31 protein-coding genes and 1 tRNA gene are annotated in these 24,249 nt (G+C 60.8%); 16 read left to right on the forward strand and 16 right to left on the reverse strand.

Translation table 11 applies throughout. From position 1 onward, the window contains the following. Positions 1-219 precede the first annotated feature (219 nt). The 4 genes from ACE10X_RS22705 to ACE10X_RS22720 form a co-directional block, all read right to left on the reverse strand. Complete coding sequence (locus ACE10X_RS22705; protein WP_375762897.1) at positions 220-948, reverse strand: PopZ family protein; 729 nt, start codon at positions 946-948, stop codon at positions 220-222. 334 nt (positions 949-1,282) lie between these two features. Then, on the reverse strand, positions 1,283-2,686 hold the full coding sequence (locus tag ACE10X_RS22710; RefSeq protein ID WP_038386728.1) for a TolC family outer membrane protein: 1,404 nt from the start codon (positions 2,684-2,686) through the stop codon (positions 1,283-1,285). 213 nt (positions 2,687-2,899) lie between these two features. Continuing rightward, positions 2,900-3,565, reverse strand: a complete 666-nt coding sequence (locus tag ACE10X_RS22715; protein ID WP_375762898.1) for a protein-L-isoaspartate O-methyltransferase — start codon at positions 3,563-3,565, stop codon at positions 2,900-2,902. A 135-nt stretch (positions 3,566-3,700) separates the two neighbouring features. Beyond that, positions 3,701-3,880 (reverse strand): hypothetical protein, encoded by a 180-nt coding sequence (locus tag ACE10X_RS22720; protein ID WP_016842100.1) that lies wholly within the window; start codon positions 3,878-3,880, stop codon positions 3,701-3,703. Between the two features lie 338 nt (positions 3,881-4,218). Between ACE10X_RS22720 and ACE10X_RS22725 the strand changes: the two genes are divergently transcribed. From ACE10X_RS22725 to ACE10X_RS22760, 8 genes are all read left to right on the forward strand, one after another. Continuing rightward, entirely contained in the window at positions 4,219-5,568 is a 1,350-nt protein-coding gene (locus ACE10X_RS22725) for a tyrosine-type recombinase/integrase (protein WP_375762899.1), read from the forward strand. A 287-nt stretch (positions 5,569-5,855) separates the two neighbouring features. Then, positions 5,856-6,065 (forward strand): helix-turn-helix transcriptional regulator, encoded by a 210-nt coding sequence (locus tag ACE10X_RS22730; protein ID WP_375762900.1) that lies wholly within the window; start codon positions 5,856-5,858, stop codon positions 6,063-6,065. 438 nt (positions 6,066-6,503) lie between these two features. Next, entirely contained in the window at positions 6,504-7,400 is an 897-nt protein-coding gene (locus tag ACE10X_RS22735) for a hypothetical protein (protein ID WP_375762901.1), read from the forward strand. Then, positions 7,397-7,771 carry a hypothetical protein gene (locus ACE10X_RS22740; protein ID WP_375762902.1) on the forward strand — a complete coding sequence of 125 codons (375 nt, stop codon included), beginning with the start codon at positions 7,397-7,399 and terminating at the stop codon, positions 7,769-7,771. Before ACE10X_RS22735 ends, ACE10X_RS22740 begins: the two co-directional genes overlap by 4 nt. Positions 7,772-7,777: 6 nt before the next feature. After that, positions 7,778-8,302, forward strand: a complete 525-nt coding sequence (locus ACE10X_RS22745; protein WP_375762903.1) for a hypothetical protein — start codon at positions 7,778-7,780, stop codon at positions 8,300-8,302. Positions 8,303-8,425: 123 nt separating this feature from the next. Next, complete coding sequence (locus ACE10X_RS22750; protein ID WP_375762904.1) at positions 8,426-9,016, forward strand: hypothetical protein; 591 nt, start codon at positions 8,426-8,428, stop codon at positions 9,014-9,016. Then, positions 9,013-10,524: a terminase large subunit domain-containing protein gene (locus ACE10X_RS22755; protein WP_375762905.1), complete on the forward strand. Its 1,512-nt coding sequence runs from the start codon at positions 9,013-9,015 to the stop codon at positions 10,522-10,524. The genes ACE10X_RS22750 and ACE10X_RS22755 overlap by 4 nt, the downstream gene beginning before the upstream one ends. Before the next feature lie 3 nt (positions 10,525-10,527). Beyond that, the gene (locus ACE10X_RS22760) at positions 10,528-11,325 is read left to right on the forward strand and encodes a hypothetical protein (RefSeq protein WP_375762906.1); all 798 of its coding nucleotides are present in this window, start codon (positions 10,528-10,530) and stop codon (positions 11,323-11,325) included. A 306-nt stretch (positions 11,326-11,631) separates the two neighbouring features. Here ACE10X_RS22760 and ACE10X_RS22765 read toward each other — a convergent pair whose 3' ends face one another. The 3 genes from ACE10X_RS22765 to ACE10X_RS22775 all read right to left on the reverse strand — a co-directional run bounded on the left by ACE10X_RS22765 (position 11,632) and on the right by ACE10X_RS22775 (position 14,017). Beyond that, positions 11,632-13,110 (reverse strand): IS66 family transposase, encoded by a 1,479-nt coding sequence (locus ACE10X_RS22765; protein ID WP_375764599.1) that lies wholly within the window; start codon positions 13,108-13,110, stop codon positions 11,632-11,634. Between the two features lie 122 nt (positions 13,111-13,232). After that, on the reverse strand, positions 13,233-13,589 hold the full coding sequence (gene tnpB / locus ACE10X_RS22770) for an IS66 family insertion sequence element accessory protein TnpB (RefSeq protein ID WP_063980520.1): 357 nt from the start codon (positions 13,587-13,589) through the stop codon (positions 13,233-13,235). Beyond that, the gene (locus ACE10X_RS22775; RefSeq protein WP_375762907.1) at positions 13,586-14,017 is read right to left on the reverse strand and encodes a transposase; all 432 of its coding nucleotides are present in this window, start codon (positions 14,015-14,017) and stop codon (positions 13,586-13,588) included. Before ACE10X_RS22775 ends, tnpB (ACE10X_RS22770) begins: the two co-directional genes overlap by 4 nt. Before the next feature lie 589 nt (positions 14,018-14,606). Here ACE10X_RS22775 and ACE10X_RS22780 point away from each other — a divergent pair. Continuing rightward, on the forward strand, positions 14,607-14,795 hold the full coding sequence (locus ACE10X_RS22780) for a hypothetical protein (protein WP_375762908.1): 189 nt from the start codon (positions 14,607-14,609) through the stop codon (positions 14,793-14,795). Positions 14,796-14,822: 27 nt separating this feature from the next. On the opposite strand, the gene ACE10X_RS22785 is transcribed toward ACE10X_RS22780, so the two are convergent. The 4 genes from ACE10X_RS22785 to ACE10X_RS22800 form a co-directional block, all read right to left on the reverse strand. After that, on the reverse strand, positions 14,823-14,990 hold the full coding sequence (locus tag ACE10X_RS22785) for a hypothetical protein (RefSeq protein ID WP_375762909.1): 168 nt from the start codon (positions 14,988-14,990) through the stop codon (positions 14,823-14,825). 126 nt (positions 14,991-15,116) lie between these two features. Next, on the reverse strand, positions 15,117-16,754 hold the full coding sequence (locus ACE10X_RS22790) for an IS66 family transposase (RefSeq protein ID WP_375762910.1): 1,638 nt from the start codon (positions 16,752-16,754) through the stop codon (positions 15,117-15,119). A 70-nt stretch (positions 16,755-16,824) separates the two neighbouring features. Continuing rightward, a complete protein-coding gene (tnpB, locus tag ACE10X_RS22795) occupies positions 16,825-17,172 on the reverse strand; it encodes an IS66 family insertion sequence element accessory protein TnpB (protein ID WP_038388978.1) in 348 nt (115 codons plus the stop codon). Further along, complete coding sequence (locus ACE10X_RS22800; protein ID WP_038388979.1) at positions 17,169-17,573, reverse strand: transposase; 405 nt, start codon at positions 17,571-17,573, stop codon at positions 17,169-17,171. The genes tnpB (ACE10X_RS22795) and ACE10X_RS22800 overlap by 4 nt, the downstream gene beginning before the upstream one ends. Positions 17,574-17,655: 82 nt before the next feature. Between ACE10X_RS22800 and ACE10X_RS22805 the strand changes: the two genes are divergently transcribed. Both ACE10X_RS22805 and ACE10X_RS22810 read left to right on the forward strand, forming a co-directional pair. After that, positions 17,656-17,964: a hypothetical protein gene (locus ACE10X_RS22805; RefSeq protein WP_375762911.1), complete on the forward strand. Its 309-nt coding sequence runs from the start codon at positions 17,656-17,658 to the stop codon at positions 17,962-17,964. A gap of 270 nt (positions 17,965-18,234) precedes the next feature. Continuing rightward, the gene (locus tag ACE10X_RS22810) at positions 18,235-18,387 is read left to right on the forward strand and encodes a hypothetical protein (RefSeq protein WP_375762912.1); all 153 of its coding nucleotides are present in this window, start codon (positions 18,235-18,237) and stop codon (positions 18,385-18,387) included. Here the strand turns inward: ACE10X_RS22810 and ACE10X_RS22815 are convergent. Continuing rightward, positions 18,384-18,557: a hypothetical protein gene (locus ACE10X_RS22815; protein ID WP_375762913.1), complete on the reverse strand. Its 174-nt coding sequence runs from the start codon at positions 18,555-18,557 to the stop codon at positions 18,384-18,386. The genes ACE10X_RS22810 and ACE10X_RS22815 overlap by 4 nt on opposite strands. A 720-nt stretch (positions 18,558-19,277) precedes the next feature. Next, a complete protein-coding gene (locus ACE10X_RS22820) occupies positions 19,278-19,541 on the reverse strand; it encodes a hypothetical protein (RefSeq protein ID WP_375762914.1) in 264 nt (87 codons plus the stop codon). Positions 19,542-19,751: 210 nt separating this feature from the next. On the opposite strand from ACE10X_RS22820, the gene ACE10X_RS22825 reads away from it, so the two are divergent. Next, a complete protein-coding gene (locus tag ACE10X_RS22825) occupies positions 19,752-20,774 on the forward strand; it encodes a RelA/SpoT domain-containing protein (protein ID WP_375762915.1) in 1,023 nt (340 codons plus the stop codon). 162 nt (positions 20,775-20,936) lie between these two features. Here the strand turns inward: ACE10X_RS22825 and ACE10X_RS22830 are convergent, their stop codons facing one another. Beyond that, complete coding sequence (locus tag ACE10X_RS22830; RefSeq protein ID WP_375762916.1) at positions 20,937-21,371, reverse strand: hypothetical protein; 435 nt, start codon at positions 21,369-21,371, stop codon at positions 20,937-20,939. A gap of 47 nt (positions 21,372-21,418) precedes the next feature. Beyond that, positions 21,419-21,898 carry a hypothetical protein gene (locus ACE10X_RS22835; RefSeq protein WP_375762917.1) on the reverse strand — a complete coding sequence of 160 codons (480 nt, stop codon included), beginning with the start codon at positions 21,896-21,898 and terminating at the stop codon, positions 21,419-21,421. Positions 21,899-22,539: 641 nt separating this feature from the next. Here ACE10X_RS22835 and ACE10X_RS22840 point away from each other — a divergent pair. The 4 genes from ACE10X_RS22840 (at position 22,540) to ACE10X_RS22855 (ending at position 23,843) form a co-directional block, all read left to right on the forward strand. Continuing rightward, positions 22,540-22,725: a hypothetical protein gene (locus ACE10X_RS22840; RefSeq protein ID WP_375762918.1), complete on the forward strand. Its 186-nt coding sequence runs from the start codon at positions 22,540-22,542 to the stop codon at positions 22,723-22,725. 9 nt (positions 22,726-22,734) lie between these two features. Next, positions 22,735-23,157 (forward strand): hypothetical protein, encoded by a 423-nt coding sequence (locus ACE10X_RS22845; RefSeq protein WP_375762919.1) that lies wholly within the window; start codon positions 22,735-22,737, stop codon positions 23,155-23,157. After that, positions 23,154-23,396 carry a hypothetical protein gene (locus ACE10X_RS22850; RefSeq protein ID WP_375762920.1) on the forward strand — a complete coding sequence of 81 codons (243 nt, stop codon included), beginning with the start codon at positions 23,154-23,156 and terminating at the stop codon, positions 23,394-23,396. Before ACE10X_RS22845 ends, ACE10X_RS22850 begins: the two co-directional genes overlap by 4 nt. 243 nt (positions 23,397-23,639) lie before the next feature. Then, complete coding sequence (locus ACE10X_RS22855; protein ID WP_038386707.1) at positions 23,640-23,843, forward strand: cold-shock protein; 204 nt, start codon at positions 23,640-23,642, stop codon at positions 23,841-23,843. Between the two features lie 267 nt (positions 23,844-24,110). Here the strand turns inward: ACE10X_RS22855 and ACE10X_RS22860 are convergent. After that, positions 24,111-24,185 (reverse strand) — tRNA-Asn (locus ACE10X_RS22860). Positions 24,186-24,249: the final 64 nt, after the last annotated feature.

Raw genomic sequence — 24,249 nt, forward strand, 5'->3', positions numbered from 1 at the left:
GCCGCCGGAGCGCACCAAGTCAACCGGACCGGCACGTCAAAACGGCGTTTAGGGCGTTTTCGAGCGAAGGGACACCGGCTCGCGTGAAGAAAACGCGTCAAAACAGGAAGCTGGGGTTTCGGTTCTGATTTTGTCAGACCGAAACTGTGGGGGATTTGGGGAGCTGAATGAGGGCTGCCAGGCCCAACGGCGGGAGCCAGCCTCGCGCCCGCGGCGGAGCTAACGCCCGCGGGATACCCGCTCGATCTCGGCCTTGACGATCCGCTCGACCAGCCCAGGCAGATTGTCGTCCAGCCAGGACTTCAGCATCGGCCGCAGCATCTCCTTGACCAGATCCTCAAGCGTCCGCGCATTGTTGCTCAGCACGGTGTTGGCCAGCGAGTTGAAGGCCGACTCGACGGCCCGCATCGTGGTTCCCGAAATGATCTGCTGCATGGGCGCGCTCTCGATCGCCGGCGGCTCCCGGGCCGGTTCCGGCGCTCGGCTCCGCGCTTCCGTGAACTCGAGGTCGTCCTGCGGCTCGACCTTGCGGAACGACGGCGCGGCGGCTGGGTCCGGCAGCGCCATCTCGTCGGTGAGTTCGAACACGTCGGCTTCGGGCTGGGCTGCGGGCTGCGGCGACGGCCTGATCTCGGCTGCGGGCGTCGCCTCGTCGAGGCTGGCGAGCAGCGAGTCGATGTCGTCCTGACTGTTGCTGGCCACCGGTGCCGGCGCAGGCGGCGGTGATTTCGGCGCGGGCGCGGCGGCCTTCGCGGCCGGTGGCGCTGCGGGCGGCGGGCTCTTCATCGCGGGCTTGGCTGCTGGTGCTGGCTCGACCTTCGGCGGCGCTGCTGCAGCAGCAGGCTTCTCGGCCGCGGCCGGCTTCGCCTCGTCGTCGGCAATGATGCGACGGATCGACGCCAGGATCTCCTCCATCGAGGGCTCTTGGACCTTCGCAGGTTGCGTCATCTCCGACTCCACATCGAAACGATTTTACATCAAGCCCGAGAGGATTCGCCGGTTCCGATGATGCGGGCGGAGATTTTCATTACTCCCGCCCGACTTGTCCCCAGATCAAGCCCGCCCGAGGCTTTGTGCAAGCTTCGTGTCGCCCAATGCAGCGTGATCACAGGTGGCGTCGCACCTGTCATCACGCTACGCCGGCGCGCCGCGAATCGCCTTGCTGCCCGACAAAACGGTATGTCAGGCCAATTATCGAATGCAAGCAAGCGCGCCTGTTTGTGGTCCTGATTAACTCAGAACCACAAACATGACGCGACAAGCGATGATGATGCGAAGGTGTTTAGCGGCCGTCGGGCGTGCGTACGCCGGCCCAGTTGTCACGAACCTGCTGGTAATGCACGCTCGGATCGTAGACGTTGGTCGAAAGGCCGAGCACCTGCGGCGACAAGCGGCCAACTGCGCTCAGCACGTTATAGGACGCGACGACGCGGTCGTGCTGCGCGGTGACCAGCGCGTTGCGCGCGTTGACGAGCGCCTGCTGCGCGTTGAGCACGTCGAGCGTGGTGCGCTGACCGGCCTTGGCTTCTTCGCGCACGCCGTTCAGGGCGATCTCCGACGCGGTCACCTGCGCCTGTGCCGATGCCACCTGCGACTTGCCGGCGACCAGCTGGCCCCATGCGGTGACGACGTTGGCGCGCGCCTGATCGCGGGTCTGTTCGAGCACAAGGCGCTGCTGCGCCAGCGATTCCTTGGACTGGCGGATCAGCGAGTATTCCGCACCGCCCTGGTAGAGCGGCACCGACAGCTGGACCGCCGTTCCCGCGCTGAATGCGCGCTGGCTGATCATGGTCTGCTCGTATTGCTGCTGCACGGACGTTTGCAGGTTGACCGACGGGAACAGCGCACCTTCGCTGACCTTGACCTGCAGGAAGTTGACGTCGACGCCGTACATCGCCGAGGTGACGTTCGGATTCTGGGTCAGGCTGAGTTCGACGGCGGCCGCAAGCGTCGTTGGCAGGAAGCGGTCAACCGGCGAGCCCGGCGCGAGATTCTGCGGCTCGTTGCCGATGATGCGGCGGAAATTCGATCGCGTCGTCGTCAGGTTCGATTCGGCGGTGAGCTGCTGGGTTTTGCCAGCCGCAAGCTGCGCTTCGGATTGCGCGACGTCGGTCCGCGTCACTTCGCCGACATTGAAACGGTCCTGAGTCTGCTTCAGCGTCTGTTCCAGCACGCGCGTGTTGCTGCGTTGAACTTCGACGATGGCGGAGTCGCGGAGAAAGTCCATGTAGATCGTGGCCGCGCTCAGGATCACGGTTTGCTCGAGCACACGCAGGCCCTCGCGGGCCGCCGAGACCTGGCTTTCCGCCGCGCGCACCCTGGGCGCGGTCTGTGCGTTGAACAGCGACTGGTTGACCGTGAGGCCTGCGCTGCGCGGCGCGTTGGCGCCATGGATTTGGGTGCGAACCAGATTGTTCGAGTCGCCACCCTGTGTCGTCAGCGTATCGGTGTATTGGTACCCCGCGCTTGCCGTCAGCGCGACTTTCGGGCGGTAGCCCGACAGTGCCTGCGGAACGTTCTCGTCGGTTGACCGCACCTGCGCGCGTTGCGCGTTCAGCTGGGGATTGTTCTGGTAGGACCGCACCAAAGCGGCCTCGATTGTATCGGCGAGTGCGGGCACAGGGCCCATCTCCGCCAACAGAAGGACGGCAGTCGCAGCCGCGGTGACAACCTTCACCCCACGCATCCCCGGAAATCCAATCATTGTAGTCGCCGTCTCCACACGCAAATCAGTCCGGCGGTCGCTTCAGTCGAAGTGAGTCCCGCCTCACCTTAGTCCGCAGCTAGGGCCAACGGAACTACCCCGCAACGGAACACGGTCGAAACTCTTCACATGGGGCAAACGGGCCACACTTCTGATTCGGAACGGGATTTTATCAGGCGGTGCGCCGCGATAGCGTCAGAAGACGAAGGCGGGAAGCCGCTCGAATCCTGGCAAAACGGGGGCCGAGGCGTCGAACAGCTCGCGATGGCCGAAATCCCCGTGGGAGTGCGTCACCAGGGTGGCGCGCGGCGGCGGCAACAGGCTGAACACCCCGACCAGCCGGCCCCCCTCCTTGAGCTGGCCGAACAGCCCGGTCGGGACGATTTCCGTCGCACCATTGAGGATAATGACGTCAAACGGGGCGCCCGCGGCATCGCCGTCGGCGGCCGCAGCCGTTTTGACGGTGATATTCTGGATCCCGAGCTGGGCGAAGGCCGTGGTCGCCTTTGCGGCAAGCGCCGGGTCGCTTTCGGTCGCGCTGACGTCTGCGGCAAAGCGCGCCACGACGGCGGCGGCGTAACCGGTCGCGCAGCCGACCACCAGGACGCGGTCGGTGGCCTTGATCTCGGCGGCCTGGAGCATCCGGGCGAGCAGCGCCGGCGTGATCAGGCAGCGCCTCGTCGCACCGCCCTCGGCTACGTCGAGGTTGAGGTCGAGATAGGCCAGCGCCTGCTTGCCGGTCGGCACGAAGACCTCGCGCGGCACGGTCAGCATGGCATCGAGAATACGATCATCGGTCACGTCGCTCGGACGCACCTGACCATCGACCATATACTGGCGCGCGGTCGAAAAACCGGTCATTGGCGGAGACCCTGCAAGTCGCGGCATTGCCGCTGGAGAAGCTAGAACAGGGCCATCTTTTGGAACAAGCTCCGCCAAAACGCAACACGCCGCTGGCGTGCAAAACGCGCCCGAAAACGCGCTCCACGGCGCGGTCTATTCGATCGTGACGGCGAGTCGGCCGATCAGGCGGGCCACTTCATCGAGATGCTCGGAATCATGCTCCTCGACGGCCCTCGCGAGCCGCCGGACGCACTCATCGTCACTGATGTCGGGGGCATCATTCGGAACCAGCGTCGGCTGCGGCATCGACAGGTCGATCAGGTTAATGGCCATCAAAATCACCTCTCAAGACCCGGCGAGAACAAGTGTCGACGGCTATTGAGTCGATTTGACGACGTTTTCGGCCTGTCCGATGCGGACCACGGGCTTGTGATTGTTGATGAGTGTGATGGGGCCAGACCGAACTGGCTCCCCGGGCTGGATTCGAACCAGCGACCATTCGATTAACAGTCACACGCGAAACCACTTCGCTGCATTTCTTCCCATTCTTATCATTTGTTCTCTTTGCAAAAATCGCTGTAAATCTTGCGGTTTTTTGAGTTTCGATTTATCCTTCCACTTCATCGGGCCACATACCATTTCCCGCTCAAGTGGCCCCGGAGTGGCCTCAGATGCCCAAGACCGATCATCGCGTAACACTGACGCCCACCAAGGTGACTGGCCTGAAGCCGGCCGCAAAGGGCGAGCGTTATCAGGTAATGGACGCTGTGGTTGCGGGCTTCGGCGTCAGGGTCACCGAGAATTCGAAGACATATATATTAAGGCTGCGCTATCCGGGTGGTGGAGCCAGCGCCAGTCGCCGCGAGATCGGGAAATGCGGCCACCTCGATCTTGCCGACGCCAGAGAGAAGGCTAGGCAGTGGCGCGCCCTCGTCGAGAAGGGTATCGACCCCGCCGACCAGGAGCGCCGGGACCGGGAGGCTGAGATCCTCCAGCGCAAAACTACCTTCGGCGCCGTGGTCCAGGATTTTATCGACGACAAACTGTCCACCGAGCGCAAGGGAGCCGAATCCGAACGTGAGATCCGGCGGGACCTGTTGCCGGCCTGGGAAGCCTTGCCCATCACAGAGATCACCGACCTGCAAATCTCAGCTCTTATAAAGGCGAAGGGTCGAAAGAAGAATGTCGCCAAGTCCAAGGGATCGGGCGGCAAGGTTGGCGCCCGCAACCTGCTCGCCCTCATCAAGCGATTCTTCCGGTGGGCGGTGGCGCAGCCGGAGTATGGATTGAAGGTGTCTCCGGCTGCCAATCTCACGGCGACCGCCATTCTGGGCGACATGCCGCCGTCGGCCGCGCGAACGCTATCCGACGATGAGTTGTTCGCTCTCTGGCGAGCGGCATCGCGCATGCCCTACCCGGTCGGCGCCATCTATCGAATGCTTTGCCTTACAGCGCTTCGGCTCAATGAAGTCGCCGATGCATCCCGAGATGAGATCAAGGCCCGTGATGGCATCTGGGTTATTCCGGCCGCTCGAATGAAGGGTAAGAACGGCGGCAAAAAGCAGGCCCGCCCCCACGCTGTCCCGCTGACGAAGGACATCCTCGCCGTCATCGAGGATCTGCCGAAGTTCAAGGGCGGCAAGTTCTTGTTTTCGACTACTGCCGGGAAAACCCCTGTCTGGGTCGGCTCAAAGTACAAACAGCGACTGGACGCGCGGATGCTTCGGACGCTTAAGGCCTTGGCGAAGGTGCGCGGCGAAGACCCCAAGCACGTCGCCCTGCCCCCGTTCGTCAACCACGACATCAGGCGCACCGTGCGAAGCCAGCTCTCGCGGCTCAAGGTCACCGAGGAGGCCCGGGAAGCGGTGCTCGCCCACGTCCGGCCCGGGATCAAGGGCACATACGACCACCACGACTATTTGGACGAAAAACGGGAGGCCCTCGAGTTGTGGGCGGCTCGGTTGATGACGATCGCAGAACCGAAGCCGGATAATGTCATTCCGCTTCGTACTAGGGCTTGACGCTTCCCCTCGTCCGCTCCATATATTGTGGCGTTGCTGATTCGCGGGATGCGAGTCAGCGGCTGCCCTGATCATAAAGGAGTATTGGGGCCGCCACGGCGGGATGCCGGAACTTCATCGTAAGGCAGAGCACTGCCCCGATGGTCGTTCAGTCTTCGGTATCCGAACCAAGCACCATTCAGCAGCAGTTTCGATCGCCGGAGAGCTTTCAGGAAAATCCTGGGTCTCGCCGGCTTTTGACGTTTGAAAACCGGTCAGGCGAGCCCGCAAAACGGAGACTCGTGACGATGGCTGCACCAGTTCTGATTTCGTACGACCGACTGAAGACCAAGGGCATCAGCCTTTCCAAGGTTCAGCTTTGGAAGCTTGAGAAACGCTCAGCATTCCCCAAACGCGTCCGCACCAGCCCGGGGCGTTACGCTTGGGTCGAGGCCGAGATTGATGCGTACATCAGCGCGAAGATTGCCGAGCGCGACGCCGCCATGGTGGCCGCATGATGGGATCCCTCATAGCCCGCGGCTTGTTGCCGCAATACAGAAATCAGGACGGCAGCAATTTCGAGTCCTGTTGCGGGATTTCACTGACGGAAGCGTCAAGGCTGAAATTCGCATTTACGAGCGCCACGGCGACGCCGACTGGGAGCCTTCGGCGCGCCACGTTGTCGTGGGCCGCCCATATCTTCGCGAGTTGGTCGACGGGTTGTTGCGGGCCGACGCACTTCTTACCGCGGAGGCTGCTTGAAGCATGACTCCCAAAATGGAAAACGCCGCCCTGGCCGGCGGCGTCTCCGAATGCGATCTGGCGACCTGTAAGATCATTTCGGACTCTAGGATATCGATCCGCGAACTTCAAGCGGTGAAGCTCACGCGCCGATGCGCGGTCTCTCTCGCGATGGCGGCAATCCTCGCCCCTCTCTTACATGGGGAGGTGCCGCGATGACGTCGACAGAGGTTTATCGTGCTGGCCCGATAAAACAACATCGGGACCGTCGAACCAATGCCAGGATTGGGCAGCTCGATCGCCAAATCATTGAGGTGCTCCGAGAAGACAATCCGCAGAGCGTCCGGCACGTCTTCTACCGGATGACCAACCCCCGCTTGCCGGAGCCGGTCGAGAAGACCGACCGCGGGTATCGTCACGTCCAAGACCGGCTGGTGAAGCTCCGTCGATCAGGTCGAGTGCCGTTCAATTGGATCACGGACTCCACGCGGCGCGGTTACCACACCCCCACCTACCGCAACGAGGCCGAGTTCCTGCGCGCGATGAAGGGGCATTACCGCGCCGATCTTTGGCAGCAGTCGCAGTACTACTGCGAGGTCTGGACGGAGTCGCGGTCCCTTGCCGGCACCGTCGAGCAGGACTGTAAGGAACTGGCCGTCAGTCTGTATCCGGCCGGAGGCTTCTCCAGCATTACGCTGGCGTATCAGTCGGCGGAGGTCATCAATCACTATGCCGGCGGTCGGCCAGTCGTCATCTTCTACATCGGGGACTACGATCCTGCCGGGGTACTAATTGACGTCGCGCTGGAGCGAGAACTGCGAGAACATCTCGATCCAAGTCTCGAGCTGCACTTCAAGCGGATCGGGATCACGGAAGACCAGATAACGCATTACGACCTGCCCTCAAAGCCACGGAAAGCGACCGACCTAAGGTCCCCCCATGTCCGCGACACCGTCGAGGCCGAGGCAATGCCAGCTCATATCCTGCGGGACTTGCTGCGAACCAACATCGAAAGCCTGTTGCCTGAGCGCGCACTAGCTGTGGCCGAGGTTGAAGAGCAATCAGCCCGATCGTTCTTTGAGGCTATGGCCAGCATGAGGGGGCAGGCATGAACAAGCCGATCAATCCCGAACAACTCGAGTTGGCCACCGGTCTGTCTCGAGAGGAATGGTTGCTGACTCAGGCGCCTCACATCGCCCCTGAAAGTCCTGCCTTCAAGGCGGATATTGCGAAAGTCGATAAGATCGCGCTCACCATGGCGGCCGATCCTGTGGACGAAGAAGTCGAGTTCAATTGGAATGACGACGACTCCATCATCCTCCGAGAACAGCGTGCCACCGCGGCTTACCGCAACAAAGACGGCGATCTGATAATTCGCCAGCGGGCTCGTTGGAACGATGATGAGGATACGTTCGTCTTCATCTCGCCCGAGAACGAAGTCGCTTTCATGGAGGGGCTCGCCAAGCGGGCTCGGGAAGGTTGACTTTCCTTGGGCAAGAGACGCAACAACCAGATAGACGGGCAGTTCTCTGCCCGCACTATCGAAATGCTGGCCAGTCCCGCCTGGCGGGCTCTGAGCTTGTCAGCACATCGCGTGTTCGACCGCATCTGCATCGAGCTCGCACACCACGGCGGCAACGACAACGGCCGGCTGCCAGTCACGTACGACCAGTTCATGGAATACGGGATCGATCGGCAAGCAATCGCGCCGGCAATCCGCGAACTGGAGGCCCTTGGCTTCGTCGAGATTACCCAGCGAGGCAAACCCAGCGCGGGCGAATTCCGATGGCCGAACTATTTCCGGCTCACCTGCATCAACTGCAAGAGCAGTCCCACACCCTCTCACGAATGGCGCAGCATCAAAACGGCAGAGGCGGCCGCTCAGCTCGCCCGGTTGGCACGCATGGCCAAAAACAAATCCCCAGGGTGGAAAACCCACACTGTCACAGTAGGGGAAACCCACACTGTCGAAGGCATTTCCCAGGGTGGAGATTCCACACTACTGGCCCGGTAGGGGAAACCCACACTACCTCTATATCTCGGGTAGCTAGCGCAGCGGTTCTGTTCAGGTGGCCGAACGGCTCATCAACACACCGCTCCGGCCCCAAAGCATTTGCTCCCTGAGCCGACTTTTCCTGTGTTCGGCTTTACCGAAAGTTCTGCGGCGCCGATTTGCGGAGTGAGAAAACAACCGCTCTTTAGTCGGTTGTTCTATGAAGCGCAAAGACAGAATTTGAAGGGCTTTCACACCGACGATTTGACAGGTGAATCATACGGGGCCACTTATGGGCCACATGAATTGCCAATCGACGGTGGAATACGAATGTCGGCCCCTACCCTGGCAGTAACAACTGGCAAGCAGACGCATCGCTCCCGTGTCACCAACGGGACCGCGCTGTTGGCTGGAGTTGACGGCCGTAGCGTGTGGGCGCGTCGACTGCGCGACCTGATCGAGTCCCACGTCTCGGATCTAGGTGGCAACGACGCTGTAACGGCCGCTGAGCGCTCCATCGTGCGCCGGGCTGCGACATTAACCGTTGAACTTGAGCGCATGGAGACCGTGTTTGCGGGCGCTGGAGAGGCCAGTCCGGAGGCGCTGGACCTGTACGGCCGAACTGCCGGCAACCTGCGCCGTCTGCTCGAGAGCGTTGGCCTGCAGCGCCGCGCGAGGGACGTAACCCCTGATCTGCGCGACTACGTCTCGGCTATCTCGGTGGAGACTGCATGAATATCCTGCAGGCCTGCGCCGACGCGAAGCTTTTCGCGCCTTGGTTCAAGACGAAGTCTGATTGGGCTGCCTGGATGGCGTTCTTGGCTGCGTTGTTCGCGTTGCCGATGTCGCCCGAGATGTTGGTCGTCTATCAGCAATGCACCGGCAGAACAGAACCGCCGACCTCCCCTGCCCTTGAAGCCTGGTTGATCTGCGGACGCCGTGCCGGCAAGTCGTTCATTTTGGCGCTCACGGCAGTGTTCCTAGCCTGCTTCGGCGAGTACCGGCGCCATCTCGCTCCCGGTGAGCGCGGTGCTGTACTTGTGATCGCCACCGATCGCCGCCAAGCGCGCACCATCATCAGGTACATTCGCGCCCTTCTCCACCAGATCCCGATGCTCAAGCGCATGGTCGAGCGCGAAACGAGCGAGAGCTTCGACCTGTCGAACTCCGCGACCATTGAGGTCGCAACAGCAAGCTTTAAATCCGTGCGCGGCCACACGATCGTTGCGGGCCTTTGCGATGAGATCGCGTTTTGGCCGACCGAGGATGCGGCAGAGCCGGACTATGAGATCCTAGACGCACTCAGGCCCGGCATGGCGACTATACCGGGGGCAAAACTGCTTTGCGCCTCCTCCCCCTATGCGCGCCGCGGTGCGCTCCACGATGCGTTCAAGCGCTATCACGGTAAGGATAGCCCGGTCTTGGTGTGGAAGGCTGACACCAAGACCATGAATCCAACTGTGCCGCAGGCTGTGATTGATCAGGCCTTCGAGCGCGATCCGGCCAGCGCATCGGCTGAGTACGGAGCTGAGTTCAGGAACGACATCTCGGCCTTTATCACCCGCGAAGCCCTCGACGTGTGCATCTCGCCCAAGGTTCTCGAGCGTCCGCCTGTGTCCGGCGTGAGATATAGCGCATTCTGTGATCCGTCCGGTGGCTCATCTGACAGCATGACCTTGGCAATTGGCCATCGTCAGATGACGGCGGATGGCAAGAAGTCCATTTCCGTGCTGGACGCGACGCGCGAGGTCCGCGCGCCGTTCAATCCGGACGATGCCGTCACCGAATTTGCAAGGCTCCTGCAGGAGTACGGCATCCGCAGCGTTCGGGGTGACCGCTACGCTGCCGAATGGGTTGTTGCGGCTTTCAAAAAGGTCGGCATTGCCTATCGGCCCGCCGATCTAAGCAAGGTCGAGATCTATCGTGATTTGTTGCCCCGGCTGAATTCCGGCGAGATCGATCTGCTCGACAATCAGCGCCTGATCTCGCAGTTGCTCGGCCTCGAGAGGCGCACGGCTCGCGGTGGCAGAGACAGCGTCGATCATCCGCCCGGCGGTAAGGACGACCTCGCAAACAGCGTGGCTGGCGTCCTGGTCTATTTGTCGAGTGCGCGCCACCAGCCCGTTTATCCCGCCATGTACTCGTGGAGCGGCGAACGAATAGGCGCGCCACGATCGAGACAATTCGACGGACCAATCACCGAAGGCGAACTGGCCGGCGGCTACGCAACAGCAATGAGGTAGAAAATGGCTTCCGAAGGAAGAAGGCACCTTAGAATCAATCGCGATGGATCGGCGGACGCCTCGTCGCCGTTTATCGGGATCTGGGATATTGAGGCGAGGCCCGGTACGACGTTAGAGCGGCTTAAGGCGGCCCGTCGAAGCGGACTAGATGCGGCTGACCTTATGAGAACTCGTCGCAGCGAGCACGTCGCCAGCGGACAATTTACGGCGGATGGCATCAAGGCGGCGTTGGTGAAGAACGCAATGAGTGAAGCCGTGTCACGGTTGCATCGCGCCCGTCAAGCGATCAAGAGCGCAAAAGCAGAGCGGGATGAGTTGCGAGCGAAAGTGAAGCCGCCCGCTACGGACAAAACAGATCTCGTCTCCGCAATGCTCCGCGCCGAGATGAGAGACTGGTTTCGAAGCAAGCCTCAGTCCGAACGTGATCGCATAAGCGCCGATCCCGCGAAGATGGATTCTCAGCTTGCTCTAGCCCTGACGGAAATGCCGGCCGAGCTGACGGGCGTTTCCGTGATGCACCGGAATGCGCTGATCGAGCACACCGTGCAGGCAGAGCACGCCGAAACAATCGCAACGATCAAGGAACTGGAGCGTGGAATCGAGCTCGCTGAGCGAGCTGTCGAAGCATCGCGAGAAGAAATCCGCAAAGATACCGGGCTGGAGCGCGCGGCATTCGACGGGTTAGCGGCGCCGATCGAGAAGAAGGTGACCGCGCCCTGGCTGCGCAAGGGTCGTGTGATCGATCTCGAGCGCGGCGTGGCGCGGGAGCCGACCGAGGAAGAACTCGCCATCGTCGTCTAGCCCCCGGTGAAACCTTCTGGAATCCTGAATCAACCGGGACTCGAGCGCAAGAACTATCTTTGACGGTCACGCCTGCTGAACATGCTTCGAAATCCTCGCGGCATCCGCGGAAGGTCATCCTCCGGCTTCGGCCTATTGCACTTCGGGCAGGGCGCGCCAGCACCGCCGCACCTGCATGCGTGATTGCCAGTCCATGGCTGGTCCGGGTGGTTCTCGCAGACCCAGCCGGTGTCGTCGCAAAGAATGCATGCTGGCTCAGTCATCTCATCAGCTGGTGCTGGCCTGTTTTAACCGTAAGCGTCGTTCTCAGGCCACGGCTTTGAGGGCTTGAGCGCGGTAGGCCCAGGGCAGTAGCTGGTCGATGTCGCGGTTTGGATGCCCGTTGATGATTTTGGTCAGGACGTCGGTGAGATAGGCGAGCGGATCGACGTCGTTGAGCTTGCAAGTCTCGACCAGGGACGCGACCACAGCCCAATGTTCGGCACCGCCGTCGGATCCGGCAAACAGCGCGTTCTTGCGACTGAGCTTGATACCACGGATTGATCGTTCGACAGTATTGTTGTCGAGTTCGATGCGGCCGTCATCGATGAAGCGCGTTAAGCCTTGCCAGCGCGAGAGGGCGTAGCGGATGGCCTCGGCGAGCTTGATCTTCTGGCTGATGAGAGCCAGCTTGGTGCGCAGCCATACCTCGAAGGCATCGGCCAGTGGTCGGCTCTTCTGCTGCCGCACGAGGCGACGCTCCTCCGCGCTGCGGCCGCGGATCTCCTTCTCGATCGCATAGAATGCGGCGATGTGCTTCAGCGCCTCGCTCGCGATCGGAGCGGGGCCGGCTGTCGCGAGTTCGTAGAAGTTGCGCCGCATGTGCACCCAGCAGAAGGCGAGTTCGACCTCGCCACGTCCGGCAAGCTTTGGGTAGGCGTTGTAGCCATCGACCTGCAGGACGCCCTTGAAGCCGGCAAGATGGCTGAACAGCCGCTCGGCTTTGCGGTCGGGTGCATAGACATAGGCGATGCCGGGCGGATCAAGGCCGCCCCAGGGCCTGTCGTCGGCGGCATAGGCCCAGAGCTGGCCGGTCTTGGTACGCCCTCGACCGGGATCGAGCACCGGCACCGTCGTCTCGTCGGCGAACAGCTTGGACCTCGCTCGAAGCACCGTGAGAAGGCGCTCATGCAGCGGGCGCAGATGGAAGGCGGCATGCCCAACCCAGTCCGCCAGTGTCGATCGATCGAGAGCGATGCCCTGGCGGGCATAGATCTGGGCCTGCCGGTAGAGCGGCAGATGATCGGCATATTTGGACACCAGAACCTGGGCGACGGTTGCCTCCGTCGGCAGTCCGCCCTCGATCAACCGGGCCGGAGCCTCGGCCTGCAGGACGCCATCTTCGCAGGCTCGGCAGGCGTATTTGGGACGTCGGGTGACGACAACGCGGAACTGCGCCGGCACCATGTCCAGCCGCTCGCTCTTGTCTTCGCCGATCTGGTGCAGGTCGCCCTTGCAGCAGGGGCAGGTCTTGGCATCGAGGTCGACCACGACCTCGATCCGCGGCAGATGCGCCGGTAGTGCTCCGCGATTGTTGCGGCGCTTGCGTGCGCGCTCCGCCCGGCCTTCCGGAGCTGTCTCGTCTTGGCTGGCTTCCGTACAGGCCGCAACCTGCTCGACGTCCTCGAGACCGAGCAGCATCTGCTCCTCGGGAAGCGACTCTGCCTTCCGGCCAAAGCGATGACGCTGCAACTCCTTGATGATCTGGCGCAGCCGCTCGCTCTCGTGCCGCTCGGCAAGCAGCATCGCCTTCAGCGTCTCGGGATCATCAGGAAGGTTATCGCTCACAGGCAAATCAGAGCATATTCGCGCCCGCCTGACGACGTGCTCGATGCCCCTGATTCACTTCGCCGCAGCGCGGCCCACAATTATCCGGCTTGCGTCGGCACGACCGTCTCCCGTGCCGCGTGGACACGCCGCCAATCAAGTCCTTCGAGCAGCGCCGACAATTCCGCCGCCGACAAACGCATCACGCCATCCTCGATCTTCGGCCAGCGGAAGACGCCTTCCTCGAGCCGCTTGGCGAACAGGCACAAACCCGTACCATCCCAGAAGATCAGCTTGATCCGGTCTGCCCGCTTGGCACGGAACACATAAACAGCACCCGAGAACGGATCGGCCTTCATGTGCTCGCGTACCAACATCGCAAGCCCCTCCATTCCCTTGCGGAAGTCGACCGGCTTGGTTGCCACCATCACCCGGACAGTTCCGGATGGGCCGATCACCGGCTTGCCTTCAGCGCATGGACGATGGCCGCAATCATCGTCACGTCGGCGCCTCGGCCGACCCGGATAGTGACGCCTTCGGCTTCGATCTCGATGCCCTCGACATCCGGCTTGGCCTTGCGTCGCGCTGTCTTGCGCTCATGGCCAACAGCCACGGCCGGTACCATGGCGTCTACCACCGCCGGTACAAACGGCGGATCGTCAGCCATCGGCGTCGGCAACCGGCGTGCTTGCCGGCGCCAGGTGAACACTTGTTGTGGGGTCAGCCCGTGTCGCCGGGCAATCTCGGAAACGACCGCGCCTGGTACCAGCGTCTCCTCGACGATCCGGGCCTTCTCGTCCTTGGAGAACCAACGACGGCGTCCCGTCTCCGTGATCACTTCCAGCCGGCGCGCCGTCACGTCCGACTTAAGCGTATGGTCAAACATAGACACAAGCCGATCCCTTCAAAGAGATCGTGAAACTCGCCTATCCCATGTGCCGCGAGAAGGTGGGAGCGGAACGACGCTTACTTTTAACCCCTAGTGGCCTAATTTGAATTTGGGAGTGGCCTGTTTTGAATTAAGCGAACCGAAACCAAGGCTTGGCCGATGTTCTCAGTAGGACTACCGAGCTGGCTATTCACCGTTTTAGGCACATAGATTTAGATAGTACCCCGTCCGTTCCTGATCCACAGAACACATGGGTTACCGGGGATTCTCCGTGCGTGAACAGAGTTCCTGACACCAGCCCACCACCGTAGTTCTACGGGCTTGGCACCAATTGCACTGGCGCCGCAAGCTTTATGGCGTAGGCTGTCTGCCTCACGCGCGAGGGTTGTGTCATGATGGACGACCTACTCTACAAGGTGCTCGCCGTCGTTTTTGGACTTTGCCCTATCGCACTGATGGCCAGCGCCCTATTTATCTCAGGTTAAAGCGCTGCCTGGACCTCGCGCATTTACCCTTCAAATTCCGTAGACCAGACGCCTAGAGCCGTTCTAAATGGACTGGAACTCTCGGGAGCGCTCTTGGGTCAATGCGAAATTACAGAGCCTTTATCCTTGGGGACGATGGCCACGTCATCGACCGCGTGGACCTGCCAGACTGCGACGACGATGAGACCGCGAAGCACAAGGCGCGGAAGCTCGCCATCGGGCAGGCGGTGGAGCTATGGGACGGCCCGCGCAAGATCGCGACGTTTCAGCCGACTAATCCCGAATCCTGAGAACGTGCGCCTGAATGTAAGGCCGCCTCAGTTGGCGGCCTCTTCGTTTTCGTGCCCTTCCTGATCGGCAAGGATTTCCTTATCGATTTCGAGCTTCTGAATTAGGCGCTCGATCTCCTTCACGCCAATGTTGCCGCTCGCCGCCCTTTGCGAGGGCGTCGGCATCCGCACCGCTGCGCGCCTGACCGGCGTCAACCGTGGCACCGTTGGCAACCTGGCTCTCCGTGTTGGCATGGGCTGCATGGAGCTGCACGATCGCTTGACCACAACGGAGACGCCGTTTTCAACGTAAGCATCCGGTGAGGACCGCGTAGCGGTCACTCAGGCTGCTTTTTCGGCTCGCTTGTTTCGGTCACGCCAATTCCACGGAAGCAGTTCATCAAGCTTTTGGGCTGGATGTGCGGCGATGCGCGCCAGGACGTCGGCGAGCCAGGCTTGAGGGTCTACGTCGTTCATCTTGGCAGTGACGATTAGGCTGTACATCATTGCGGCACGGTCGCCACCGCGGTCGGAGCCGCAGAACAGCCACGACTTCCGTCCCAGGGCGATGCCGCGCAGGGCTCGTTCGGCGGCGTTGTTCGACAGGCAGATGCGGCCGTCGTCGAGGAAGCGGGTGAACGCACTCCAGCGCTTGAGCATATAGTCCATCGCCTTGGCGACATCGTTGCGCCGCGAGAGCTTGGCGCGTTGCTCACGCATCCAGGTTTCCAAACCGGCGACCAGCGGCGCGCTGAGCTCCTGGCGGACGGCCCGGCGCCGTTCGGGCGTCTCGCCGTTGATGCCTCGCTCGATCTCGAACAAGGCGTCGATCCGGCGGACTGCTTCCAGCGCCAGAGGCGAGATCACCGCTGGCTTTTTGCCCTGCATTTTGCGGCGCGCATTCTCCGCCAGATCAGCCATCACGAAGAACGGCCGTCTGGCATGGACCCAGCATGCGGCTTCCAGGATCGGACCTGCGTTGCGGCCCGAGTTGTAAAGCTTGCCATAGCCGCCATAGGCGTCGGCCTGGAAGATGCCGCTGTAGCCGGCCAGATGGGCCTGGGGATGCTCGCCGGCGCGATCGCGTGAGTAATAAAACACTGCCCCCGGTGGGGCCTGCCCGCCAAAAGGCTTGTCGTCGCGCACATAGACCCAGATTCGGCCGGTTGAGGTCTTGCCTTTGGCCAGGACCGGCACCGTAGTGTCGTCGCCGTGCAGTCGCTCGGTACTCAGCACATGGGCCTCGAGGCGCCGGAACAGGGGCGTCAACGCGACCGTACAACCGCCAACCTGGTCGGCGAGGGTCGACAGGCTGATCGGCACGCCCTCCCTGGCATAGCGTTCGGCCTGCCGGTTCAGGGGCTGGTGCTGGCCGAACTTCTCGAACAGCACCATCGCCAAAAAGCTCGGACCGGCCCAACCACGAGCGATGACGTGGAATGGCGCCGGCGCCTGACTAATCTTCTCGCAATCACGGCAGGTGAACTTCTCCCGGACGTGCTGGATCACCTTCCAGGACTTCGGGATCACCTCCAGCGTCTCGGTAATGTCCTCGCCGAGCTTGGACAGCCGCGAACCGCCGCAGCAGGCGCATGAGGTCGACCCTGATACAATCACACGCTCGCGGGGCAGATGATCCGGGAATGGTTTGCGGGATGGCCGCTGGCGGGTGAACGACGCCACGGTGGTGGTATTCGTGATCCTGGATGCGGCCATTTCGGCGGCCAGTTCATCTTCGGTCGCTGAGGCCTCGAGCTCCTCCAGCGTCATTTCAAGTTGATCCAGCAGCCTTGCGGTACGCTCCGAGCGAGGGCCATGACGATCACGGTTTAGCTTTTCGATCTGCAGCTTCAGGTGGGCGATCAGCGCCTGGTCGTCAGACTGTTGGGCGCGAACGCCGGCAAGTTCGGCGCGCGTTGCCAGCAACGCCGCCTGCAGTGCCTCAATGTCTTCCGGCAGCTTCTCGGCACCGTCACCCATGCACCGATGGAATCACAAAAGCCGCGATTTGGCGCGGGCTTTTTGCAATCTCACGGGATTATTAGGTAACCTATCCGGCGCTCTGCGGCCGCCAGCTGTGTTGCGGGTTGCGCCAGTCGATCGCCTCCAGCAAATAGCCCATCTGAGCTGCGGTCAGCGACACCACGCCATCCACCGTCGCTGGCCAGATGAAGCGCCCACGGTCAAGCCGCTTGGCGTAAAGCGATAGCCCGACCCCGTCGTGCCAAAGCGCTTTGATCAGTGTGCCGGCACGACCACGGAACACAAAGACGTCGCCGGCAAAGGGATCTCGCCCCAAGCCCTCCTGCACCAGCAATGCCAGACCCTGCATGCCTTTGCGCATGTCAGTATGACCGGTTGCGATCCAGATTCTCGCCCCCGCTGCGATCGGGATCATCGCCGCTCCAGCAGATCCAACACGCGAGACAACGCGGTCATATCAACGCCGGCATCTACGATCACTCGATAAGCTCTAGCCGAGACAATTTCGATGCGCCCGCTCGCTGACGTCGCTAAAGCTGTCGGCTGCGCTGGCGGCTGGTCCGGCATCACCATCGCCGGCACAAAGCTAGGCTGAGGCTCTTCATCACCGCTCGCTTGGGCCCCAAACGATCGCCGCCAAGTCAACAGCAGCGAGCGCGAGATGCCGTATCGCCGCGCTGTCGATGAGACGGACCGTGGGGTCTGCAGGCTCTCCAAAACGATCTTGAGCTTCTCATCATCGGTCCACCGACGACGCCGGCCAGTCTCAACAACCTCGAACCGTTCAACCTGAGTACTGCCCTTATTGCTGTCCATAAGGACTGTTACACAGCACTCGACTTAAGCCGACAAGGCGGCCCTCACCGGAGGGAGACTTTTCAACGATGACGGATCGGAAATGATTTCCGTCACACCTCAGGAAAAGGGCATCGATGTTCGTTTAGCGCTCGACCTAGTCAGTTGCGCTCGCACAAAGCAATTCGATATCGCCCTTGTGTTCAGTCAAGATCAGGACTTGCAGGAGGTCGTTCAAGAGATTGCCGACATTGCCAAAGAGCAAGACAGGTGGATACGAGTAGCTTGTGCTTTCCCATCCGGTCCCAACGCATCTTCAGGGCGCGGCATCGACAAAACCATGTGGGTGAAAATGGATCGAGAGTTCTACGACAAGTGTCTCGATCCTTGGGATTACCGCCCCAAGAAATAGTGGCCTATTTCGTATCTGCGAATGGCCTAAATGAAGAAGTCCCAGCGCCCCGGGGAAGGAAGCGCTGGGACTTGATGGCGAAAGCGCTTGGGAGCAATGCGGCCGCGCTGCCGCCGATTGCCTAATTTTCCCGACACGCAATCGTTCCTATCAAGTGGCCGGTTTTGAAATGGCGAGTGGCCTATTTCGGCCAGTACCCATCAGCTCGAAGAGATCGAGGACGTCTGCGAGCCGCAGTTTAGCACCTTTGGGCATATGCTGGAGGAGCAGATGCCGAGTGTCCGCGGCGATCTCGTCCCGCTTGAGCGGGCTGTACTCGGCATGGAACGCCTCTATCTTGGCGGCGAACTGGCGGGCCACCTCTGGCGGGATTTCCAGCGGCTTTCGGGTTATCGGCATGGGCGCGGCATCGTGGTGCGCTAGATTGAAGGGCTCATTGATCCGCAGGTCTCTTGGGTTTTCTTGTGCGCGTGCGCACGCCAATGTTTGAGCACGTACCCCTGCCCACAGTGATGGTGCTTCTGGGCGTAGCTAAGCGAACCGATCACAATCAAAGCCACTACGACAAGTCCGGCGACGATGTTCTGCACCATGGCTACCACTCCCTGGGACCGCACCGCCCAAACGGGGATATGGACACTGGAACTCTTCGGGGCGATGGAAGTTTGGGATTAGGTTTCCCGCAGGACATCGGCAAGCCGGAGCTTCGCTTCAGCACTCACGATCTCCAGTTTTCTGAAAGTGGCACGCGGCCCCCATGTCGTGCCAGTTCGGAACGATGTGCGCGGCGCAAACCGTGCCGCACTGAGCGCCAAAACCGGCGCAGATCCCCCGTCTTCTACCAATACCCCCGCCGGGTCTGGGACCGACGGGGGTTGGGAAAGATGGTGCGAGGCGGGATATAATCCCGGTGTCGCTCCAAGGACCCGTCCGCATGACAGCGTGGTGGAGCAATCTTCACAAGGTGATTTGATAGGCAATCGGACCGCGGATTAAGCAGCTCGTGTGGATTCCTATGGCTCCCGTCTCTGCTCCCTGGACAGGTCCTCTAAGAACCGCTCAAGAGCTCGTTTGCCAGCATACTCGGCAGCAGTGGGAGATTGAAACCCACTGGAGCCGAGTTGGATGCCCATTGGCTTGCTTCGTCTTCTCAACTCCCAACGCCATGGGTGTGGGCGCGTGCCCGTGTTGATAATCTCGATGTAGTAGTCTGACTCCATGGGAAGGGTCAAAATAATGACCGCGCGCTGGGCTTCCTGAGGGTGCCTCGCTCCTTTGCTCTCGCTGGGGTCATTTCTTTTTGGCGCGGGGCCCTAGCCAGCGACGCCTTTGGCGAAGTTGATCACCTCTCCCCAGTCCATCCGGGTATCGACCCAACCGACCTTGCCGCAGGCGCTGCATTTGAGGTGGGCCGAGATGTCGGCCCAGTCCCACTCTGGCAGATCGGCAAGGTTCAGCCGGCCGTTGTGATGGTCGCACGCGACGCAAAACACCAACACGGTCTTGAAGCCGGCGTTGCGATTGACGGTACCGGACCAGTAGCGGAGATGACGAGCGGGCTTGCGGCGCCAGGGCATGACCCGATGATCGCGCCATTCGCGCGCGGAGAGAAGCCGCTACGCGTCGGGCTGGCGGGATCTGCTGACGCAGTGGGTCGGTCAATCCGCAATGCGTCTAGACAATTAGGCCTCAGCCGGCAGATCCGTTGACAGACGGTTGTGACTCACTCAGGGTTCCACCTTTGACATCTGGGAAATCACTTTCAGGTGTAATTCTGAGCATTTACAATGGCTTACGAGAAGCCCGCGCACACTTTGAACCAAATCGACAAAGCCGGCCGGGCGATACTTGATCCGTCGCTGTTTTCCGAAGGGATCGACGTGCTGAATAGCTGGCGGGTGGCGCATCGCTATCCGCTCAACGCGCTGCATATGACTCTTCGCAACCGATCAATGCGTATTGACGCCAATGCAGTTACCGCGCAGCGGTTGAAGCGCTTGGATTCTGTTGTTCGAAAGCTTCATCGGCAACCCACTTTGCAAATGTCCCAGATGCAGGACATCGGAGGATGCCGCGCGGTTCTCTCAAATATGAGCCGCGTAAATATGCTGCGGTTCATGTACGAAACAAACCCGCTGCGACACAAACTGGCGCGCACAAGAGATTATATTTCTAACCCTAAAGAAGACGGCTACAGGAGCGTTCATCTTATCTACCGGTTCGTCGGCAAAGCGACATCGTCGCCCTGGAACAAGCTATGGATCGAGATCCAACTGCGGACCAGTATGCAACATGCTTGGGCGACCGCCGTCGAAACCGTCGACGCCTTCACAAGTGAGAACCTGAAATTTGGAAGCGGCTCCGACGACTGGAAGCGCTTTTTTCAGTTGATCGGAGCGCTGCACGCGCGAACAGAAAAGACTGCTCCAATCCCCAATGTGCCAAGCGCTTACGAGGGCCTAGCGAAAGAGGCCAAGCTACTGGAGCGAAAACTGGGCGTCATCCATCGCTTAGAGCAATATGCGCACATCACCCAGCAAATCACCCGGAAGAAGCGCGGTGTGAATTTTGACTGGTACGTGATGCAAATTCTGCCCGAGACAGGCCGAGTGATTGTGAGGGGTTTCCCGCTTCAGGCGTTTGATCAAGCGCAGGAGTCGCTGATCCTCCTAGAGGCAAAGTTCAAGGGCACAAGGAACCAGGCGGTTCTTGTAGCCACCGCTTCTCTGAATGAGCTGCGCCGAGCTTATCCAAACTATTTCGCCGACACCAAATTCTTCATTGAAGTATTGCGCTCCCTCGTTCGTTAGAGGCGCTATGCTCGCGGCCTTCGGTGGTTGCGTCGATTTGTGAATCGCAGGAGGCAAGGCCGAAGGGCCGGCCGGAGCACCGCAGTTTGGGCAACTAGCGGCCCGCTCGCTAATCGACTTTCCGCAATCTTCGCAAGTAACCAATGCCATGCGTCGAACGCCCTAATTCGCCAAACGCTGTATGAGTGCTCCGACGGACGAGTACCCGCAAAAATAGGCATAAGTCGCGGCTTGGCCTGCGGCGACTATGTCCACTTCCACTCGAATGGGAGGCACGGGTTCGCTCCACTTTTGGGCCGACACTTCTATCGTGCGCGTGCGTGTGGCCTTAATGGTTAGACCGGCGATTTTGGGAAGCGCCTCTGCCGATTTGAGTGTGCACGCCCGTCTCGCTTCTGGGAAAGATTCGGCCGCTGGATCGGCCGTTGGCCGTTCCGCTGGCTGTGCGGGCGCCGGTGATGCTGCGGCCAATTGAGCGGCGGTATCTGCCGATGCTTGCTTGAGCACAAAGAGATGGAGCGACTGCTGCGCGATGACAGTGACGAGCACGCCGGCAACAAAACTAAGGGCTGCAATTGCCCAGACTGTGCGGTTCATTGAAATGCCCCTGTTACGAAACGGCGGAGATAGATCTCCGTCCAATCTCAGTGGACTAAGCCGCGTTGATTTGCGGTGCGCTCGGGCACGAGATAGGTCGGATTCTTGGGACTGTTCACCAGCCGCTCCGACATATCGCACTCACCAATCGGCTTGCAGGTGTGAAGCACCTCGACGGTGTCTTGTTGGCAGTCGGGGCACGGGTCTTTCATTGGAGGCGTGGAAACTGCCGCCGATTGGTGAACGAGACTGTCCGGATCATGCTCAGCACGCTCTCTCAGTTGGATGAAAGCGCGCTCGCGGTCACTCTCATCATCCGAGATCAGCAGAGGATAGATCGTGGTATACACGTTCACCGGCACAATCACCTCGCCGAGATCAGGCACGTCCACGACTGCGGGGGCTGTTAGTCCGGCCAGCGGCGGGACACCGATCGTGCGCCCGTGAAATCTCACGAACCGGTCGGGAGCGCGTCGCATGGGATTGGCGTAGATCGGATTGCGCGGCACATAGATTGGTCGATACACGCTCGGCTTCCGGTAGATTATTCCGGGGGCGATATACCTGGGGTGGGCGAACTGCACCCTGGGTGCATAGACTCGAGTTACCGGCGCCGCCCGATAGACGGGAGCCGAACGCATGACGGGAGCGGCTCGGAATGTTCCGGCGGACCTTGCGCCGCCACCACCATAGGAATGACCGCCACCGCCGGCTCTCGCAAAACACGGTGATGAGGCCACCATCGCCGCGGACAGCGCCGCGGCGACCAGCAAAAACCTTTTCATATCGATCGCCCTAAAATAACTGTCTTTGAAAGGGCGACAGTGTCTCGCAACCCTCGGGCGAGTGCAAGCGGGCTTTCTACGGGTTATTTGCCTCGCACCTTCAGCCCGATCTCGACCAGCCGGCGGATCGCCTCAGATCGGCCCGGGGTGTCGGGCTGCTTTGAAGCCCAAATATCTACGTCCTCTCGCATTTCTGCCGACAGGCGAATGGCGGTCACGGGGTCTTGACCCGTTGCCGGCCGGCCCGGACGTTTTCGTACTACGTTTTTTGTTGACTTAGCCATAATAAACGTACTACGTTATTTGTGCTTGAAAAGCAAGCGGCCCGCTCCGGTGCTTCCAACACCGAAACGGGCCTAACCCGCAAATCATGAGGTTGAGTCATGACGTCGCAAGCTACCGCAAATCATACCACAGTTCCGCTTTACCAGCTCTTCCGCAGTCCCGTCCTGCGCGCCGCCTTCGAGGCTGCAGAGCGTGACGGCCTCGCTCCGGCTGCGGTCATTGTCGACCGTCCGCGCGATCTCGACGGCGGCCCCGTTGTTCGCCCCGAATTCGAACCGGCATAGGGGGCAGCGATGAAAGAACTTGATGAGGAGTCTCGGAAGCTGAGGGCGAAGCAGTCGCATGAAAACGCCCTTAAGCGCCTCAAGAAGGACGGTAGCACGTCGAGCGCGAACGTCCGGCGCCGACTGGCCCTAATCGCAAACGAGCGATTGCTGCCTGGCGCAGCTGCCTCGAGGGCGGCTCGCTCGTTCTCTGAAACCATTGCCTTCTGCAAGGCGCATGCTGTGAACCTCGACTGGGTGCTATACGGCGACCTCAAGGGCCTGCTCCGCACCGTGCGGGACGCGAGGTCCGCGACGCCAGAGGCTGAGCTGGCTCAGTCTCAGGAGGTCGCGACCCTCTTCCGGCAGCTGTTGCCCCATGACCGGAACAGGCTCCTCAACGGCCTCCGCAACATGACTGGGGCGGCATTCAAGCGGGAGCCATCAGCATGATCGCCAACAACACCATTGACGACTGTGATGCCATCATCGACCACGCCACGCTGCTGTGCGTGCTCACGACCGCTCCAGATGCTGAGACCTGCTTGAATCAGATGAACCGCCTCATGTGGGTCATCATCGAGCATGCGGGGGCGATCAAGGAGCGCGAGGTTGAGAACCACGTACCAAGTCTGCCGCCTCGGCCGAAATTGTCGGTAGTGCACCGGCCCGAACCGCGCGATCGGACCTGATCCGTCCCAAGAAAAGACGCCGCCGGTCTCAGAAATACATGCCCGGCGGCGTCATTCCAAAACCTGGGCCCTGAAAATTCCCAAGCGCAAGCAAACGTCAGTGCCCCCGCCCGATTTGCTATTTTTAAGGGGCCAGTTTGGTTGCTGATTTGCGAACGGCTGTTTCTCCACGCGTCTTTATCCTTGCGGGACCTGAGGCTCAGCGCTTAGATTTCCCGTATTGGGATCAAAGGAGTTTTGTCCGTGGCTACAGGTACTGTGAAGTGGTTCAACCCGACGAAGGGTTACGGATTCATCCAGCCCGATGACGGAGGGAAGGATGTTTTTGTGCATATTTCTGCGGTCGAAAGGGCGGGGCTGAGCAGCCTAAATGAGGGCGCGAAAGTCAGCTTCGAAGCGAAGGACAATCGCGGAAAAACATCCGCCGAAAATCTGCGGGTGGGCTGACGCACCAGGAACAAGGGGCAATGCCGGGAGTCATCATAAGCTCCCGCAATCTGGTGCCCCCCCGACCGGGAGTTTAGAGCGACCTTGGCGTTCCCCGCGCCAAGGTCGCTTTCGTTTGACAGGCCGCCTCGGTTCAGCCGGCGGCCAGACCCCTCTCGCAGGCAAGGAAATCTCGATCACAATTTCTTGTGGCCCTTAACGTGGCCCCAAGCCGAAAACGGATCTTGTGATGGATGATGATTTGCGAGCCAAGTCGTTGAAATTGCTTGGCTCCCCGGGCTGGATTCGAACCAGCGACCATTCGATTAACAGTCGAATGCTCTACCGCTGAGCTACCGAGGAATAGGCGAACATCCGTTCGCGCGCGGGCAGCGTATAACAAAGCCTTTCGGCCTTGCAAAGAACC

The organism is Bradyrhizobium sp. Pha-3 (assembly GCF_042258325.1).
GTDB lineage: Bacteria > Pseudomonadota > Alphaproteobacteria > Rhizobiales > Xanthobacteraceae > Bradyrhizobium > Bradyrhizobium elkanii.